The organism is Veillonella parvula (assembly GCF_018366295.1).
GTDB classification, from domain to species: Bacteria; Bacillota; Negativicutes; order Veillonellales; family Veillonellaceae; genus Veillonella; species Veillonella parvula_P.
The window spans coordinates 1-15,039 of sequence record NZ_JAGZIJ010000009.1 but is presented as its reverse complement, the minus strand read 5'-3'; the positions used below and the strand labels follow the sequence as shown (position 1 = coordinate 15,039).

Genomic DNA, 15,039 nt, shown 5'->3' with positions numbered 1-15,039 from the left:
TCTAGTTAGTATTAAATGAAAGTCGAGTATTAGTCTTCAAATACTTCGATAGCACCTTGTGCAGCAGAGGATACGTGAAGAGCGTATTTTTTAAGATATCCAGTTACATTGGATTTGAATGGTTTCAATGCAGCTTTACGACGAGCGATTTCATCATCAGATACAGCTAGTTCCAATTTACCGTTTGGAATATCGATGTTGATAATATCACCATCTTCAACGATGGCAATGGTACCGCCTGCAGCTGCTTCTGGAGATACATGTCCGATCGATGCACCACGAGTCGCACCAGAGAAGCGTCCATCTGTCAACAATGCTACATCTTTATCTAGACCCATACCGGCAATCATAGATGTTGGAGTCAACATTTCACGCATACCAGGACCGCCTTTAGGGCCTTCGTAGCGGATAACTACAACATCACCTTTTACAATTTTACCGCCCGTGATAGCTTCAACCGCTTCTTCTTCGCTGTTGAATACCTTTGCTGGACCAGAGTGAACAAGCATATCTGCATCTACAGCACCGGCTTTTACAACGGAACCGTCTACAGCAAGGTTACCTTTGAGAACCGCAATACCACCAGTTTCATGTACTGGATTATCCCATGGATGGATAACATCTTCATCCACAACATGAGCGGCCGCTGCAATTTCACCTTGTGTTTTAAGAGCAACAGTTTTGCAATCTGTATGAAGGCGACCATTTTCTGCTAAACGTTTCAACACGGCAGATACACCACCTGCAGCGTACAAGTCTTCAATGAAATATACGCCAGATGGAGATAATTTAGATAATTGAGGTGTATTTTGGGCGCTGCGATCGAAATCGTCTAAGGATAATGGCACACCTGCTTCGTGAGCAATAGCCGGTAAATGAAGCGCCGTATTAGAGGAGCCACCCAAAGCCATATCAAGAGCTACCGCATTTTCAAAGGCTTCACGAGTCATAATATCTTTAGGTCGAAGGTTTGCTTTTAATACCTCTACCGCTTGCATACCCGCTAATTTTGCTAAGCGCAAACGTTCAGAATATACCGCTGGGATTGTACCATTGCCAGGAAGGCCCATACCGAGAGCTTCTGTTAAACAGTTCATTGTATTTGCCGTATACATACCAGAGCAAGAGCCACATGTAGGACATGCCGTATTTTCGATATCGGCTAGCTCAGCATCATCCATTTCACCAGTTTGATGTTTACCTACGGCCTCGAATACGTCGGACAAACCAATCTTTTTACCTTTATGTACACCAGCGAGCATAGCCCCACCAGACACGAATACAGATGGGATATTAAGGCGCGCAGCTGCAATCAACATGCCTGGCACTACCTTATCACAGTTTGGAATGAATACCATCGCATCGAATGGTGTAGCCATAGCAGTAGCTTCGATGGAATCTGCAATGATATTACGTGTAACTAAGGAGTATTTCATGCCGATATGGTTCATTGCCAAACCATCACAAATACCGATAGTATTGAACTCAATTGGCACACCACCTGCGTTGCGGATACCGTCTTTTACGGCTTGTACAATATTTTTCAGGCCTACGTGACCAGGGATGATTTCATTGAAAGAATTGGCAATACCGATGACTGGTCTACCCATTTCTTCATCAACAAAACCTAGAGCTTTTAGTAAAGATCTGTGTGGTGCACGTGCTACGCCTGTTTTCAAATTGTCACTTCTACAACTCATGTTAATCTCCTCACTTTTGAAAGCATCCACTTGGACAGCTTTCACGACGCATAAAAAAAGACGATTCCAATGAATCGTCTTAAAAGTTTACAAATGATATTCCTTTTGTTTACAGAATTCCTATATACATAAATAATCCTATGTACCCCTTGGAAAATATACACATAAGAAACAAACCATATAGTCAAATCTTATTGATTGTATATTAAACCATTCGCGGAACTTCTAAGACAAAAACGTGTTAAGTTGTTGTTCATAATTCGAATGTCATTAATAATCACGACTAGCGCAATAATCAATAAGCTAATGACTAAACCTAACATGTTTCCTCCTAAAATATTCTGTAATATTAATCACGGAATAATAATAACACGTTATATTATCCCGCGCAAGATAATTCACAATAAATTCTATAGATTCATCATAGTTTTTTTATGAAGTTCACCATACCCAAAAACTATAGCAAACCTAGTAAGGTATAAAAAATATAGATATAACAAGAAAAATCCCTCACCGTAGTGAGGGATTGAATATATTATAAAATACCAAAGAGCCACATGCCAAAGGTGCCACCCCAGAAATGAATGAGGAAGCTCACCACGGAAATGGCAAGACCTACGCGCCACCATGTACCTTGTGGCACATAGCCAGCACCGAAGAAGATCGGTGTTACACCTGAACTATAGTGAGTCAATGTACAGCCAGGACTGTTCATCAAACCAAAGAGCAATATCGTAAACGGAATAGGAGCCCCCATCGCCACTAAAATGGCCGCAAAGGCGGAGAATAAAGCCGTAATACGCGCCGTACCACTGGCAAAGAAATACTGAGAGTACACAAAGGTAGCGGAAATGATAAAAGACGCCCAGAACCAGTCAAAGCCAGCTAAATGTTGACTTACAAAATCTGCAAAGACAGCTACTACACCGAGTTTACCAAGCAGCCCAGCCATGCCCACGAGCGTACCCATCCAGATGAGGATATCCCAACCGGTGCGTTCACCCAAAATATCCTCCCAAGTAAGAGAGCCAGTTACTACACAAGCAAGAACGCCCATCATCGCAACAACTGTAGGATGAAGCTTAGTCCAAATCGCTGTAGCCCAAAGCAAGATGCAAAGAACAAAAATAATGGCAACAGAAATTTCGGCCTTCGTAATAGGTCCAAGAGCATCTAGTTCTTTTTGAGCCATTGCTGCAGCCTCTGGTGTTTCCTTGATTTCTGGTGGATAGATTTTATAGATAAACCAAGGCATCAAAATCATACAAATCACACCAGGAATCACACCGGCTTGGAACCATTCCCACCAAGATATATCATAGCCAAACAGTTTAGCACCTAAGGACGTAATAAGCAAGTTACCACTACATGCAGTCAAGAAGATCGTTACTGTAATGGTGTTAATAGTATGTGCCGTCGTCATCAAGTACGCCCCAATGCGGCGAGCCGTATTACCATATGGTTCAGAACCAAAAGCTAAGGAAATATTTTGTACGATGGGGAATACTATACCACCACCACGCGCCGTATTAGATGGTGTAGCTGGAGAAATAATCAAGTCCGTACAAGCCAAAGCATAGGCAAGCTTTAATGAGCTAGTCCCAAAGGAGCGAATCAAGGTGTACGCAATACGCTTACCAAGACCAGAATTAATAATACCTCGTGAAAAGAATACGGCTGCTACGATAAGCCATACATTAGCCTCTGCATAACCACCTAGTGCTTGTACCATCGTAATGGACTTTGTTACTACTGCCGCGACAATGCCAAAGAGCGCCATAATGCCCGTTGGCCAAGGGCGCAAGATAAAGCCTACAATAGTAGCCGTGAAAATAGCTAATAAATGCCACCCTTCAGGCTTGATTGCCTCTGTATGAGGTAAAAACCAAATAACGAGGCCCACTAAAACGGTAAGGGCCGCTCGTGTAAAAGTATTCATAGAACCTCCATCAGGCTTAACAACTTTCCAAGAATTCTTTGATTTTAGGATTTGCTCGTAACATTTCCATCTCTTCAGGGGATAATAATTTTACCTTATCTCGATCTTGATTTACCAAGCAAAGAAAACCAATATAATCGCCCTTATTAGCACGGAACTGATGAATTGTTTTGCCTGGAATTTCGATAAAATCACCAGTTTCTACATCGTGGATTTCATCGCCCAATAAGACTTGCCCCTTGCCGCGAAATATCATAACCATATGCGTATGATCGTGATACTCCAAGGTAGAATATCCCCCTGGCAAACATTCAAAATAGCGGAATTGACACGGAATATCATAAGCACCATCGTATAATACTTGACGTGTTACATCTTTAAAAGGACTACCATCTTGTTTATATACCAAGGTTTCAATACCATCCCACTTAAAATTTTTAGCATCAAACTTACGTATCATCGTATTACCTCTTTAAACAAAAAAGGGCTGCATCGAAACAAGGTTTCAATACAGCTCCATCGGTTCGATTATTTGAAGAGACGTTTCAAAGTGCCTAGTAATCCATGACTATGTTTTTGTACACCGTCTGCAACGCCTGTCACTTCAAAGCCAGTTCGTTCAATGGCTTTTGTAATAACTTCTACAGATACTTTTGTTGGATCAAAAGAAACGGTAGCTGTCTTTTCTGGCAAATCTACTTCTGCACTTAATACGCCAGGCAAACCTAGAGATGCACCTTCAACTGTTTCTTTACAGTTGTTGCACATCATCCCCGGTACAGTAAATACCTTTGTTACAACGCCATTATCTTCGCCACAACCACAATCTTTGCACATAGTGTTACCTCCTATTAATCCTTAGCTTCTTTATGTTTATCGTCGTTCTTAGCCCCTGCTGTCACATCGATAGTAGTCGCTTTCTTAACGGCTTCTTTCGTTTCATCAACAGCCTTTTTAGGCCCCGAAATAGCATCTTTAAACTCATTGATGCCTTTACCAATAGCTTTACCGACTTCAGGTAATTTACCAGGTCCGAAGATAACTAGAGCAATCACTAATATAACTATTAATTCAGGTGTTCCTATAGACCCCATATGTATCTCCTTTATTTTTACTACTACTTATACTCTTTAGTGTACATCATCATAGGCTGCCTTGTCCACATACCAGGTCATAGCTTCTTGTGAAAGCACCGCTCCAGGCAATACACGACCAATGCGTTTTTCCCAAGGTAAATCCTCGTAATCTTCGCGTTGATACAATACCTTTGTCAAAGCAGTTCGCTTACTTTCACCAGTTACGGTAAACCAAACCGCATCAGATTTTGCTAAGAACGAAAAGGTCATAGAAATACGTTCCCATACCTTTCCATCCTCAACGGCTACCACGTCTTGATCTGTGACACGCAATGCATGAGAACCTGCAAATAGGCCGGCTGTATGACCATCTTCACCAAGATCGAGCAATGCCAAATCTAGTCCACTTTTTTTACAAGCCTTGAGAACATTCTTAACCTCTTTCTCGTATTCCGCTGCCGCTTCTATTACAGTTTTAGAATCTGTATTGATTGGCAAAAAATGAGCCGCCCCTTTCGCCTTACACAACAAGTAAGGTTTCACGCGATTGAAGTAATTATCCTCATGAGATTGCGGCAAGAATCGCTCATCAGTCCACACAAAGAATATGCGTTCCCAATTGAGGCGTTCAATATATTCTGGGGAATTAAGCAATTCTAATAAACCATTAATAACAGTCCCGCCCGTAATACCAACAACACACGTTTCAGTGCGATTGATTTCCTCGTTGGTGAAAACAATAAAATCCTCTGCCAATGCTTGAACTACATCGCTAGGGCTGTCATAACATTTAATTGTATCTTGAGCCATGTAATAATGACCTCCTAAAACTATTTCAATAGTTCTATTATATACACTTTTTCTGTGTAATGAAAGCAAAACCGATGTAACTCAATAGTTGGAGCCACATCGGTTCTAATTATATTTGTATTTTCTTATGAATTACAGGAAATTCCATTCCGTATATTCATAAATCAATATTATTGTTGACCAAATTTAGGACGGCGACGCTCTGTGAAAGCACGTACGCCTTCTTTGAAGTCCTCTGAAAGGCCTAATTTACATTGGTTTTCTACCTCAAACTTCTTGTACTCTTCCCAACCCGCTAAGAAGCTATTCCACATCATTTCCTTCATAACGCGGTAAGATTGTGCAGGCCCTTTTGCCAACTTCTCAACAAGGCGTCTTGTAGCAGTCTCTAAATCTTCTAATTCACAAACCTTATACACAAAGCCAAGTTCCTTACCCTTTTCAGCAGATACGGCTTCACCGGTCATAACAATATGCATAGCACGGTTCATGCCAATGGAGCGAGTTAATAAGAATAAACCGCCTGCATCAGGAGCAAGACCTACATTTACGAAGGCTTGAATAAAGCGTACGTTATTAGCAGCTACAACAAAGTCCGCCGCCAAAGCCATATTGAAGGCAGCACCTGCCGCAGCCCCTTGAAGGCTCATGATAACAGGTTTTGGTAACTTCTTCATGGCCATAGAAATCTCAGCTACTAGCTCAACGATTTCAAATAAAGACTCAGTATCCCCTTCGTTTACAGCGCGCTCCATCTCTGTTAAATCGCCACCCGCAGAGAACACCTTTCCCTCTGCATTGATAAGCAATGCACGAACACTTTCATCATTATGAGCTTTATCTAAGACCTCAAGGATCTCCTTGCACATCTCGATATTAAAACCATTCGCCACAGTTGGACGATTAAACGTCAACGTACCAATGCCGTTGTCCACTACGTACTGAATTGTATTATAAATCATATGAGTTCTCCTATATGAAAATCCATTTTCGAAAAAATTCGATTATATATCTTTATTATAGGAAAATTAGATGGGGATGTAAATGTGAAATTACTTCTTTTCACTAAACACAATATTAAATAGATTTTCAAATAGAGTAATAGATTCTGGCAAAATAGTTTTATATTCCGTATAGAATGTATATAGCTCTTCATCCGAAATACGAATTACATTCTTCATTTTTTCTAAATTATCAATATAAGGTGCATATAAGTAGATATAATAGCCTTTGTCTTCATAATCTTTAAAATCAAGAGCATCTAAAACTTGCGCTTTCGGACCTTTAACTTGTACTACAGCCTTTTTAACATTATTTACATCACGGGAGATCAATTGACATTCAATTTTTACAGTCGTTGATTTATTAGCAATAGAGTTCGAAAGAAGATAATACCCTTTAACAATTTGAAGATAAGAAATTACTAACTCTTCCAATTCAAAATCTGGTAAGTTTGCTATTACGTTATCAGTTATATTTAAATTAACGTCATAGTAATCTTCACCAGATAATTTATTAAACACAAACTTAGAATATTCAATAATATTGATGCTTTTTATCTTTTCAGTAATACCACCATGAGGTCTATTAAAAGACGCTTTTATCTGACCAGGTACTTCAAGTCCGAATTTATAAGCTTCAACAGGCAAAATCGCACCTATATCTAACTCTTTATTTAAATAGGCCATAGCAGGATTTTTGACTCGACAAATCCAATACACACCATTTAGATCTCTCGTCCAAAACAGATCATTTTCACGGGCCGACTTAAAAATATTTAAAGCAGGATTTAATCGTCGCTTTTGTCCATGTACATACTCTACTACGGTATCATAAAACGCAGAGTAGTCATCAGATTCAAAATCAACACAACTCCAACCTATAGCTAAACATTGCTTTATATTAGAAATTTTCATTTCACCATTTAAACATAAATCTACTAACTCAGATCGGAACTTTGTATCTGTTTTTAAATTAAATCTCGTAACATAATCCTTTTTATATATGATATTGTTTCCCATAATATCCCCCTTAACAAACAAAATATATTTTAACTATACCATAAATAAAACACAAAAACACCTGCAGACATTGTCTGCAGGTGTAATATCCTGTATTCCAAATATTAACGTTTGGAGAATTGGCTTGCTTTGCGGGCTTTTTTAAGACCGTATTTTTTACGTTCTTTCATACGTGGGTCACGAGTCAAGAAGCCAGCTTTTTTCAAAGATTGACGAAGTTCGCCATCTACGTCCAATAACGCACGGGAAATACCGTGACGAATTGCACCAGCTTGACCGGAAGGACCACCACCAGCTACAGTTGCGATAACATCGTATTGTTCAACTGTGTTAGTCAAGTTCAAAGGTTGTTTTACGATCAATTCCAAAGTTTGGCGACCGAAATAATCATTAAGTTCACGTTTGTTAACAGTGATTTTACCTGTTCCCGGTACCAGACGAACTCTAGCAACGGAAGATTTTCTACGACCAGTGCCGTAATATTGTGCTACTGCCATTATATATTCCTCCCTCTAGATTATCGTACGGAAATTTCTAACACTTCTGGTTTTTGAGCTGCATGTGGATGCTCAGGACCAGCGTATACGTTTAATTTACGGTATTGTTGTGCACCCAATTTGTTTTTTGGAAGCATGCCACGAACTGCCATTTCAACAACACGTTCAGGTTGTTTTTCAAGCATCATGGACAATTTAGTGAAACGGGAACCACCTGGGTAACCAGAGTGACGGAAGTATTCCTTTTGTTCCAATTTTTTACCAGTTACGCGAATTTTTTCTGCGTTTACAACGATCACATGGTCACCAGTATCTACGTGTGGTGTGAAAGTTGGTTTATTTTTGCCCCGAAGAACTTTTGCAACTTCGGCAGCAAGGCGTCCTAAAGTTTTACCTTCAGCGTCAACAACATACCATTTCCGTTCAATTGTGTTCGGATTGGCCATATATGTAGTTTTCATGCTGCATATCCTCCTAATAACGTCATAATTCTACCAAAATCAGCTTGTCCTTTGCTTCCGGGGCTAATGGAAACACGACTAAAGCTTACTCAAAATAGTATACAGATTTTATAGGTTTGTGTCAATTAAAATTTAGCAGTTATATGCTGTCATCAAATTAATTTTTTAATACCCACAACATACAAAAACCCGCAGTGCATAGCACTGCGGGTAATGACGCCAAATTATTTGGAGTACAATTCGACGATAAGTGTTTCGTTAACTTCGATAGGAAGTTCTTCACGTTGAGGAAGACGAGTGAAAGTAGCTTTGAAGCCTTCCAAGTCTTTTTCAATGTAAGGAAGTTCGAAAGAACGAAGTTCTTGGAAGTTAGTTTTGAACATTTCGTTATCACGAGATGCTTCGCGCAATTCGATTACATCGCCTGGTTTGCAGGAGAAGGAAGGAATGTCTACGCGACGACCGTTTACCAAGATGTGGCCATGGTTTACCATTTGACGAGCTTGACGAATGGAGTTACCAAAGCCGATGCGATATACAAGGTTATCAAGGCGTTGTTCCAAAAGGATCAACATGTTTTGACCTGTAACACCTTGCATTTTTTTCGCTTTATCATAATAGCGTACGAACTGGCGTTCTAGCAAGTTGTAGTAAGCTTTAACTTTTTGTTTTTCTAATAATTGTGTGCCATACTCAGACATTTTTTTCTGACGTTGGTCTTTTTTGACGCGATTCAAGGCTTTTGCGTGACCGAATACGTTCACACCAAAGCGACGACAAAGTTTGAATCGAGCCTCTCTTCTCGTTGCCATGTGATTATCACCTCATAAGATTAAAATAAACCTGTACCTATACATAATGGTACCCAAGTATAATATCATTTTCATCTAGTTATGTCAATTATCGATACTTGTGAAAGTCATTGAAATAAGTGCATAATCACAATTTTTAATTACACTTTTTTACGATAATACAACGTACTATATCGGTTGTGCATGTTTCATCATATTTTATAGATTTAGATGAAAAATCAATTATAGTATGCTACAATATGAATAAGTAAGGTAATAGGTATCATTGGAGTCTTATGTCTAAGTTGGGGGAATAACATGAAAGAGTTACCTACAATGCAAGAGCTACAAAGTTTTATTACCTATAATAAAACAGGAAGCTTTACATTAGCTGCACAATCTATGAATATTACACAATCAGCTTTCAGCGCTCAAATGAAAAAATTAGAGCGTTTAGTTGGTGTGAAATTAATCTCCCGTTCTACAAGAGGTAGCCGTTTAACACCAGAAGGTGAGTTATTCCTACCAGAAGCAGAACAAGTTCTCGACACATTGGAACGAGCTATCCAATCCATTCGTTTGGCTAGCAAGGTTGAACGCCCAATTCTAAATATTGGCGTATTACGTAGTCTTGGGGATATCCGTCTAAACGGTTACGTTTCCCACTTCTTCCAAAACCATCCTGAATTCTCTGTTAGTATTTACGATATGGAAGAAGAAGAATTGATGCTCGACTTACGAGAAAACCGCATCGATATTGCATTACTCTATTTACCTAATAATAAGGATATGTCCGCATACGAATCCACCGCGCTTAGAGAAGACGAATTTGTATACTATGCACCAAACTTAGTGAACGGTATGGAAACAGCCAGTTTAAAAGCTATCCAGCAACAACCACTGCTCATGTATCCACCTAAATACTTTATGTATCGCACATTAAAAAACTATGTTGGGAACGGTCAACAAAACCTACACATCCGCGGTAGCCGTCTATCCAATCCATATACAATGATTGACTACTGTCAAAAGAATAAATCTGGTTGCATCGTAGCACGCCAAATTTTAACGTCTTTAAACATCAATGATGGCTTTGTACCTTTAGAAAAACCATTCAAACTGCAAGTGTGCTTCGCATTTAAAAAGAATAATTCTAAAACAGAAACCATGCATACCTTCATGGATTATGTGCACAGCGAATCACCACCACGTTTATAATAACTAATAGAACCCCGTATACCTTTTGGTGTACGGGGTTTTACTATAAACAACAAATGACCTATCTATACAAAACAATTGCCCTCTATTGTCCTAAGTTGTACAATAGAGAATAGATTTCAATTAATACAGTAAGAATACAGTGAGGTTACAATGCTCTTATCTATTCTATTCTTTATACTAGCAGGACTTGCGGAAATCGGTGGCGGTTATCTCGTATGGCTCTATATGCGTGACGACAAAGGACCTATTTACCTAATCGCAGGTGCTTTTATTTTATTTTTATACGGCATCATCCCCACCTTCCAACCAGAAGCCAGCTTTGGTAAGGTGTACGCGGCCTACGGCGGCGTATTTATCGCCCTATCCATCCTCTGGGGTTGGCTTGTAGACGGATTACGGCCAGATACATACGATATCATCGGTGGTCTTGTCTGTCTTGTAGGCGTTTATATCATCATGTATGCACCACGTTAAATATGTAGTTTCCAGATGTGACTATAATATAATTTATATTTTTTAGATATAAACAAAGTATAAATTTCTAATTATCTTTTTATATTTTCTTAAATGCTCGTAAAGCCTTATTCTATGTGCTTTCGAGTATTTTTACTGTAGGAAGATACTTCACGTTTCTTTGCATATTTCCTCATGTCTTAGCTGTCAGAAGTGGTAAATAAGTAGTAAATTCATTTGTACTACTAAGCAACAAGACGCTCCTGTTGCTTCTCTTTATTCAAGCGTTTCATTTCTGCCATTGCAGAATCGAATGTTGCATGTGCGTAATAGTTCAGCGTCATGGCTATATTAGCATGTCCCATAATGTACTGTAATGCCTTTGGATTCATTCCTGCATTTGCATAGTTGGTACAGAATGTATGTCGCAAACTATGTGGAGTGATGTGTGGCAATTTATCCTCGTTATACTTATTGTATTTCTTAACAAGACCTTTCATCATGCCGTTGTAATCACTTGCCACTTTTGGATAGTTCTTTCTATTAAGAAAGAGGAAATCACTATATCCATCAATCTCAACACGCTTATCATTCTTTCGATTCGCTAACACTCGCTTAAATGCTTGATAGGCTTCTTCAACCATAGGAACTTGACGTTCGCCACTTTTGGTCTTTGGTGTTTCAATGTAGTACCCAATTTCAGTATCTCTCAATAGCTGATGGTCTATATTGACAAGACGATTCTCAAAATCTAAATCTGGAAGTGTCAAACCACCAAACTCTGAAATACGAAGACCTGTTTTTAAGAGTATCAGAATTTCATCATAATTTTTGCTGTAGGTTTTATCAGCTTTTGCAAAGGCTAACAGTTTTTCTTCCTGTTCTTCTGTTAGTACGGTCTTAGGGACAGTATCATCATCAAGAACTGCTTTCAGTTGAAAGTCAAATGGATTCTTCCGAACACAATCATCTTGTATAGCAATATAGAATGAAGCCTTTAAAGAACGTTTGTAGTTATTGATGGTTTGATAAGCATAACCATTTTCACTCATTCTAATAGCCCATTCTTTAGCGTCTGATGGCTTAATACTGTCAATACTTCTTACACCTAACTTGTCTTTCTTCAAAATATCCATAAGATATTTGCGTCCAGTTTCAGTGTTTTTTCTAACCTTTGGTCTTTGAGCGTTCTGTTTTGCGTAAAGCTGGCAGAGTGTCATTTTCTTTCCTACAACATCAATACCATCATGAATGTCTTTCTGTAACTCTGCGATTTTCTCTCTAAGTGAGATACAATCACGCTTTCCTGCTGGTACTCGGTCTGTAGCCACAAGTTTCCACGAGTAAACAAATTGCGGTTCTCCAAATGAATCTATATATTTGTATAAGTATCTTCCGTCTTTTCGTTGGCTCTCTCCAGTCTTTAAGATTCGACCTTTATTGTCACGTCTTTTTTCTGACATGGCATTTGCTCCTTTCCTTTATGGAAAGAGCCTTGATACGACTTAATACTATTTTATCATATACAAGACCCTTTGGCGACGCTAGATTGCGTCCAATGTATCTATAATTTTTTCAAATTGTTTTCGTTTAATCTGAATACGATTGCCATTCATAATCAGCCAATTTGCATTTTTATTTTCCTCTGCCAAGCGTCGTAGCTTGTTTTCGCCAATACGAAAATATTTTGACGCTTCTTCAATGGTTAGGGTATAACGTTCCCAAATAGGAATGTCAGTCTGCTTCATAAAATCCTCCTTTCCAAATCACTTATTTGGATTTCATAAAAGTTGTTTTACCAGCAATCGAACAGCTTTAGCAAAGCTCACGGGAGTTCCACCCCTGCATGGTTCTCATGTAGCCATACTCATTGCCTGCGACGGTTTTATCACGCTCGGACTATTGACTGTATGGGAGTATCATTATCACGATAAGAATGTCGTTGCAGGCAATCCTGCTAAAGATTGCTTCTCGGATCACTAACATGAATCGCTCGCTATCTTTATAAGATAGGTCATGGCGGTTAGTTCCGTTGGCTCTTTTCTTATCGAAACGTATTCGATTACTTTTATTCAGTTTTCAAAGAACAATGGCTCGTTAGCCTATCAAAACACATTGAAAGCTCAATATGCTTTGGTGGAATAACAAACCTCCCTGTTCGGGAAGCGTGGAATGGTTTAGCACGCTTCCACGAAAGGAGAGAGGATATTACTTAATTTCAAATGACAAAATCTTTGTAATCAGTCTGGTTTCCATTCTTCCACGTAAGACTTCATCAACGACCATACTTTGATTGCCATATTCATCTTTCATAAGTCGTAGGGAACGCTTCGTTATGTACCCTCTGTAATGATGTAGAATCTGGTTAATCGCTTCGGTATCGCCATCTGTTGCCTTTACAATGAGAGGAAAGGGAATCATAGGATATTGTGTTTTCATTCTTCAAATTCCTCCATAAACTTTTTAATTAAGGCTAGTCCACTGGTTCTATGCCGATAGACAGTAGAACGGTTCAATTTCAACAGGTCTGCAATTTCTGAATCGCTCATGTCCATAAAGTAAAACAGCAGTAGAATTTCACGTTTCTTGTCTGGCAACTCACGTAATGCTTCACTCAACAAATCATTTTCAACGCCTACTGATAACCCATTGAGTGTAAAAATCTGAAAGTCAGTTGAATAGTTATCTGTTGTCGCAAACTGGCTAACAAGATAATCGCCAACATCCGAAAAGGACACCTCACGCTTTGCAATCCTTGAAAGATAAAGCATATAATTCTTTCGCTCGTCTTCCATAGCACGTTTACAGATATAGTCAAACTGATTTTCTATTGTGGTCTGAAAAGAAGATGGTTTCATGTTTCTCACCCCCTTTCTGTCTAGGAAAGGAAGTGAGCCTTGCTCGTTTATCTCCTTTCACTCTTAGTCCCAATGTGAAAGGGGGATTTGTTGCATTACTGATAAATAAACTTTGTAAAAAAGTTCTGAATAGCCAAAAAAGCATATAAACAGATTTATTTCTCTGTTTACATGCTTCTGTTATTCTATCTATATGATTTATAAAACCACATTGGTGGACGTACTTATCTATTGCAGATAGACGACTTTTTTTGACAAGAACCCAATGTAAGGAAATTTATTGTATATGATGTACTTCATGGCGACGTTGACCTCCAACAAACCGCCATTTGGAAGTAATATACAATATTTTAACAGCGTAAATAGCACTACCATATAACGGTTTTTTTTATTGGCGTTTAGTAGTGCTTTTTATTAAATATAAACCTATAAACCATATAACACGTTTTTCTATACCTGTTTTTAATTCAGTAGGGACAATAAAATGTATAGAGGTGGTCTACTATGCGTAAAAAAGAAGATAAATATGATTTTAGAGCCTTTGGTTTAGCCATTAAAGAAGCTCGATTGAAACGAGGTTTAACTCGTGAACAAGTGGGAGCATTGATTGAAATTGACCCACGGTACTTAACTAATATTGAAAATAAAGGGCAACACCCCAGCATACAAGTTCTTTATGACCTTGTATCGTTACTTCATGTTTCCGTTGATGAATTTTTCTTACCTGCTAATAACTTGGTAAAAAGCACCCGACGATTACAGATAGAGAAATACATGGATAGCTTTACAGACAAAGAACTATCCTTAATGGAATCTTTAGCCAGCGGTATCAACGAAGCAAGAAACATCGAAGACTAATTAAAAGAATCCATACATAACGGAAAGAGCCGATAAAATGAGATTGTATTAATCTCATTTTATCGGCTCTGCGTCTTTGCGTCTGGCTCTGTAATCACAGTTACTTTGAACTGCTTTATTTCAATTAAATTTTCTTGTCTGCATTTCGGACAATAGAGGGGGAATTTTTTTAATTCAGTATCTTCCCTTATCTTTAATCGTGTTTTATTTCCACATACAGGACACAATATCCACTTGTAGTTTATAATAACTATCTCCTCCTTTACACTTTAATTCAAATCTTTATTAAAAAATATTTCATCTTATTTAACAAGAAACCATATTTATATAACAACATAAAATACACTAAGTTAT

General features: G+C 38.5%; 20 protein-coding genes. 4 read left to right on the top strand and 16 right to left on the bottom strand.

All coding sequences use genetic code 11. The features are described 5' to 3' along the window. Nucleotides 1-29: 29 nt before the first annotated feature. The 11 genes from ilvD to rpsD all read right to left on the bottom strand — a co-directional run bounded on the left by ilvD (nt 30) and on the right by rpsD (nt 9,316). Entirely contained in the window at nt 30-1,700 is a 1,671-nt protein-coding gene (gene ilvD / locus KHY58_RS08155; RefSeq protein WP_278472960.1) for a dihydroxy-acid dehydratase, read from the bottom strand. A 535-nt stretch (nt 1,701-2,235) separates the two neighbouring features. Continuing rightward, nucleotides 2,236-3,639 (bottom strand): DASS family sodium-coupled anion symporter, encoded by a 1,404-nt coding sequence (locus KHY58_RS08150; RefSeq protein WP_278472957.1) that lies wholly within the window; start codon nt 3,637-3,639, stop codon nt 2,236-2,238. A gap of 16 nt (nt 3,640-3,655) precedes the next feature. Then, nucleotides 3,656-4,099 (bottom strand): cupin domain-containing protein, encoded by a 444-nt coding sequence (locus tag KHY58_RS08145; RefSeq protein WP_008602552.1) that lies wholly within the window; start codon nt 4,097-4,099, stop codon nt 3,656-3,658. 68 nt (nt 4,100-4,167) lie between these two features. Beyond that, on the bottom strand, nt 4,168-4,476 hold the full coding sequence (locus KHY58_RS08140) for a heavy-metal-associated domain-containing protein (protein WP_008602550.1): 309 nt from the start codon (nt 4,474-4,476) through the stop codon (nt 4,168-4,170). A 14-nt stretch (nt 4,477-4,490) separates the two neighbouring features. After that, nucleotides 4,491-4,733 carry a Sec-independent protein translocase subunit TatA/TatB gene (locus KHY58_RS08135; RefSeq protein WP_008602548.1) on the bottom strand — a complete coding sequence of 81 codons (243 nt, stop codon included), beginning with the start codon at nt 4,731-4,733 and terminating at the stop codon, nt 4,491-4,493. A gap of 36 nt (nt 4,734-4,769) precedes the next feature. Next, nucleotides 4,770-5,525, bottom strand: coding sequence for a 6-phosphogluconolactonase (gene pgl / locus KHY58_RS08130; RefSeq protein ID WP_205113011.1), 756 nt, complete (start codon nt 5,523-5,525; stop codon nt 4,770-4,772). A gap of 170 nt (nt 5,526-5,695) precedes the next feature. Then, nucleotides 5,696-6,487: an enoyl-CoA hydratase gene (locus tag KHY58_RS08125; RefSeq protein WP_058948075.1), complete on the bottom strand. Its 792-nt coding sequence runs from the start codon at nt 6,485-6,487 to the stop codon at nt 5,696-5,698. Between the two features lie 90 nt (nt 6,488-6,577). Further along, a complete protein-coding gene (locus KHY58_RS08120) occupies nt 6,578-7,546 on the bottom strand; it encodes a ribonuclease D (RefSeq protein WP_278472952.1) in 969 nt (322 codons plus the stop codon). 104 nt (nt 7,547-7,650) lie between these two features. Continuing rightward, the gene (rpsI, locus tag KHY58_RS08115; RefSeq protein WP_004695188.1) at nt 7,651-8,043 is read right to left on the bottom strand and encodes a 30S ribosomal protein S9; all 393 of its coding nucleotides are present in this window, start codon (nt 8,041-8,043) and stop codon (nt 7,651-7,653) included. Nucleotides 8,044-8,063: 20 nt separating this feature from the next. After that, nucleotides 8,064-8,504 carry a 50S ribosomal protein L13 gene (gene rplM, locus KHY58_RS08110; protein ID WP_004695186.1) on the bottom strand — a complete coding sequence of 147 codons (441 nt, stop codon included), beginning with the start codon at nt 8,502-8,504 and terminating at the stop codon, nt 8,064-8,066. Nucleotides 8,505-8,728: 224 nt separating this feature from the next. Then, nucleotides 8,729-9,316 (bottom strand): 30S ribosomal protein S4, encoded by a 588-nt coding sequence (rpsD, locus tag KHY58_RS08105; RefSeq protein WP_004695181.1) that lies wholly within the window; start codon nt 9,314-9,316, stop codon nt 8,729-8,731. 297 nt (nt 9,317-9,613) lie between these two features. Here rpsD and KHY58_RS08100 point away from each other — a divergent pair, with 297 nt between their 5' ends. Together KHY58_RS08100 and KHY58_RS08095 are read left to right on the top strand one after the other, a co-directional pair. After that, nucleotides 9,614-10,513, top strand: coding sequence for a LysR family transcriptional regulator (locus KHY58_RS08100; RefSeq protein WP_004696868.1), 900 nt, complete (start codon nt 9,614-9,616; stop codon nt 10,511-10,513). Between the two features lie 153 nt (nt 10,514-10,666). Further along, on the top strand, nt 10,667-10,990 hold the full coding sequence (locus KHY58_RS08095; protein ID WP_008714961.1) for a YnfA family protein: 324 nt from the start codon (nt 10,667-10,669) through the stop codon (nt 10,988-10,990). 224 nt (nt 10,991-11,214) lie between these two features. Here the strand turns inward: KHY58_RS08095 and KHY58_RS08090 are convergent, their stop codons facing one another. Together KHY58_RS08090 and KHY58_RS08085 are read right to left on the bottom strand one after the other, a co-directional pair. Beyond that, complete coding sequence (locus KHY58_RS08090; protein WP_001291561.1) at nt 11,215-12,432, bottom strand: tyrosine-type recombinase/integrase; 1,218 nt, start codon at nt 12,430-12,432, stop codon at nt 11,215-11,217. An 81-nt stretch (nt 12,433-12,513) separates the two neighbouring features. Beyond that, nucleotides 12,514-12,717 carry an excisionase gene (locus KHY58_RS08085; RefSeq protein WP_000814511.1) on the bottom strand — a complete coding sequence of 68 codons (204 nt, stop codon included), beginning with the start codon at nt 12,715-12,717 and terminating at the stop codon, nt 12,514-12,516. On the opposite strand from KHY58_RS08085, the gene KHY58_RS08080 reads away from it, so the two are divergent. Then, on the top strand, nt 12,701-12,952 hold the full coding sequence (locus tag KHY58_RS08080) for a hypothetical protein (RefSeq protein ID WP_001845478.1): 252 nt from the start codon (nt 12,701-12,703) through the stop codon (nt 12,950-12,952). The genes KHY58_RS08085 and KHY58_RS08080 overlap by 17 nt on opposite strands. A gap of 225 nt (nt 12,953-13,177) precedes the next feature. Here KHY58_RS08080 and KHY58_RS08075 read toward each other — a convergent pair whose 3' ends face one another. Continuing rightward, nucleotides 13,178-13,408, bottom strand: coding sequence for a helix-turn-helix domain-containing protein (locus KHY58_RS08075; RefSeq protein ID WP_000857133.1), 231 nt, complete (start codon nt 13,406-13,408; stop codon nt 13,178-13,180). Continuing rightward, nucleotides 13,405-13,827: a sigma-70 family RNA polymerase sigma factor gene (locus KHY58_RS08070; RefSeq protein ID WP_000804885.1), complete on the bottom strand. Its 423-nt coding sequence runs from the start codon at nt 13,825-13,827 to the stop codon at nt 13,405-13,407. The genes KHY58_RS08075 and KHY58_RS08070 overlap by 4 nt, the downstream gene beginning before the upstream one ends. A 504-nt stretch (nt 13,828-14,331) precedes the next feature. On the opposite strand from KHY58_RS08070, the gene KHY58_RS08065 reads away from it, so the two are divergent. After that, nucleotides 14,332-14,685: a helix-turn-helix transcriptional regulator gene (locus KHY58_RS08065; protein WP_001227347.1), complete on the top strand. Its 354-nt coding sequence runs from the start codon at nt 14,332-14,334 to the stop codon at nt 14,683-14,685. Nucleotides 14,686-14,744: 59 nt separating this feature from the next. On the opposite strand, the gene KHY58_RS08060 is transcribed toward KHY58_RS08065, so the two are convergent. Next, nucleotides 14,745-14,912 (bottom strand): cysteine-rich KTR domain-containing protein, encoded by a 168-nt coding sequence (locus tag KHY58_RS08060; RefSeq protein ID WP_000336323.1) that lies wholly within the window; start codon nt 14,910-14,912, stop codon nt 14,745-14,747. Nucleotides 14,913-15,039: the final 127 nt, after the last annotated feature.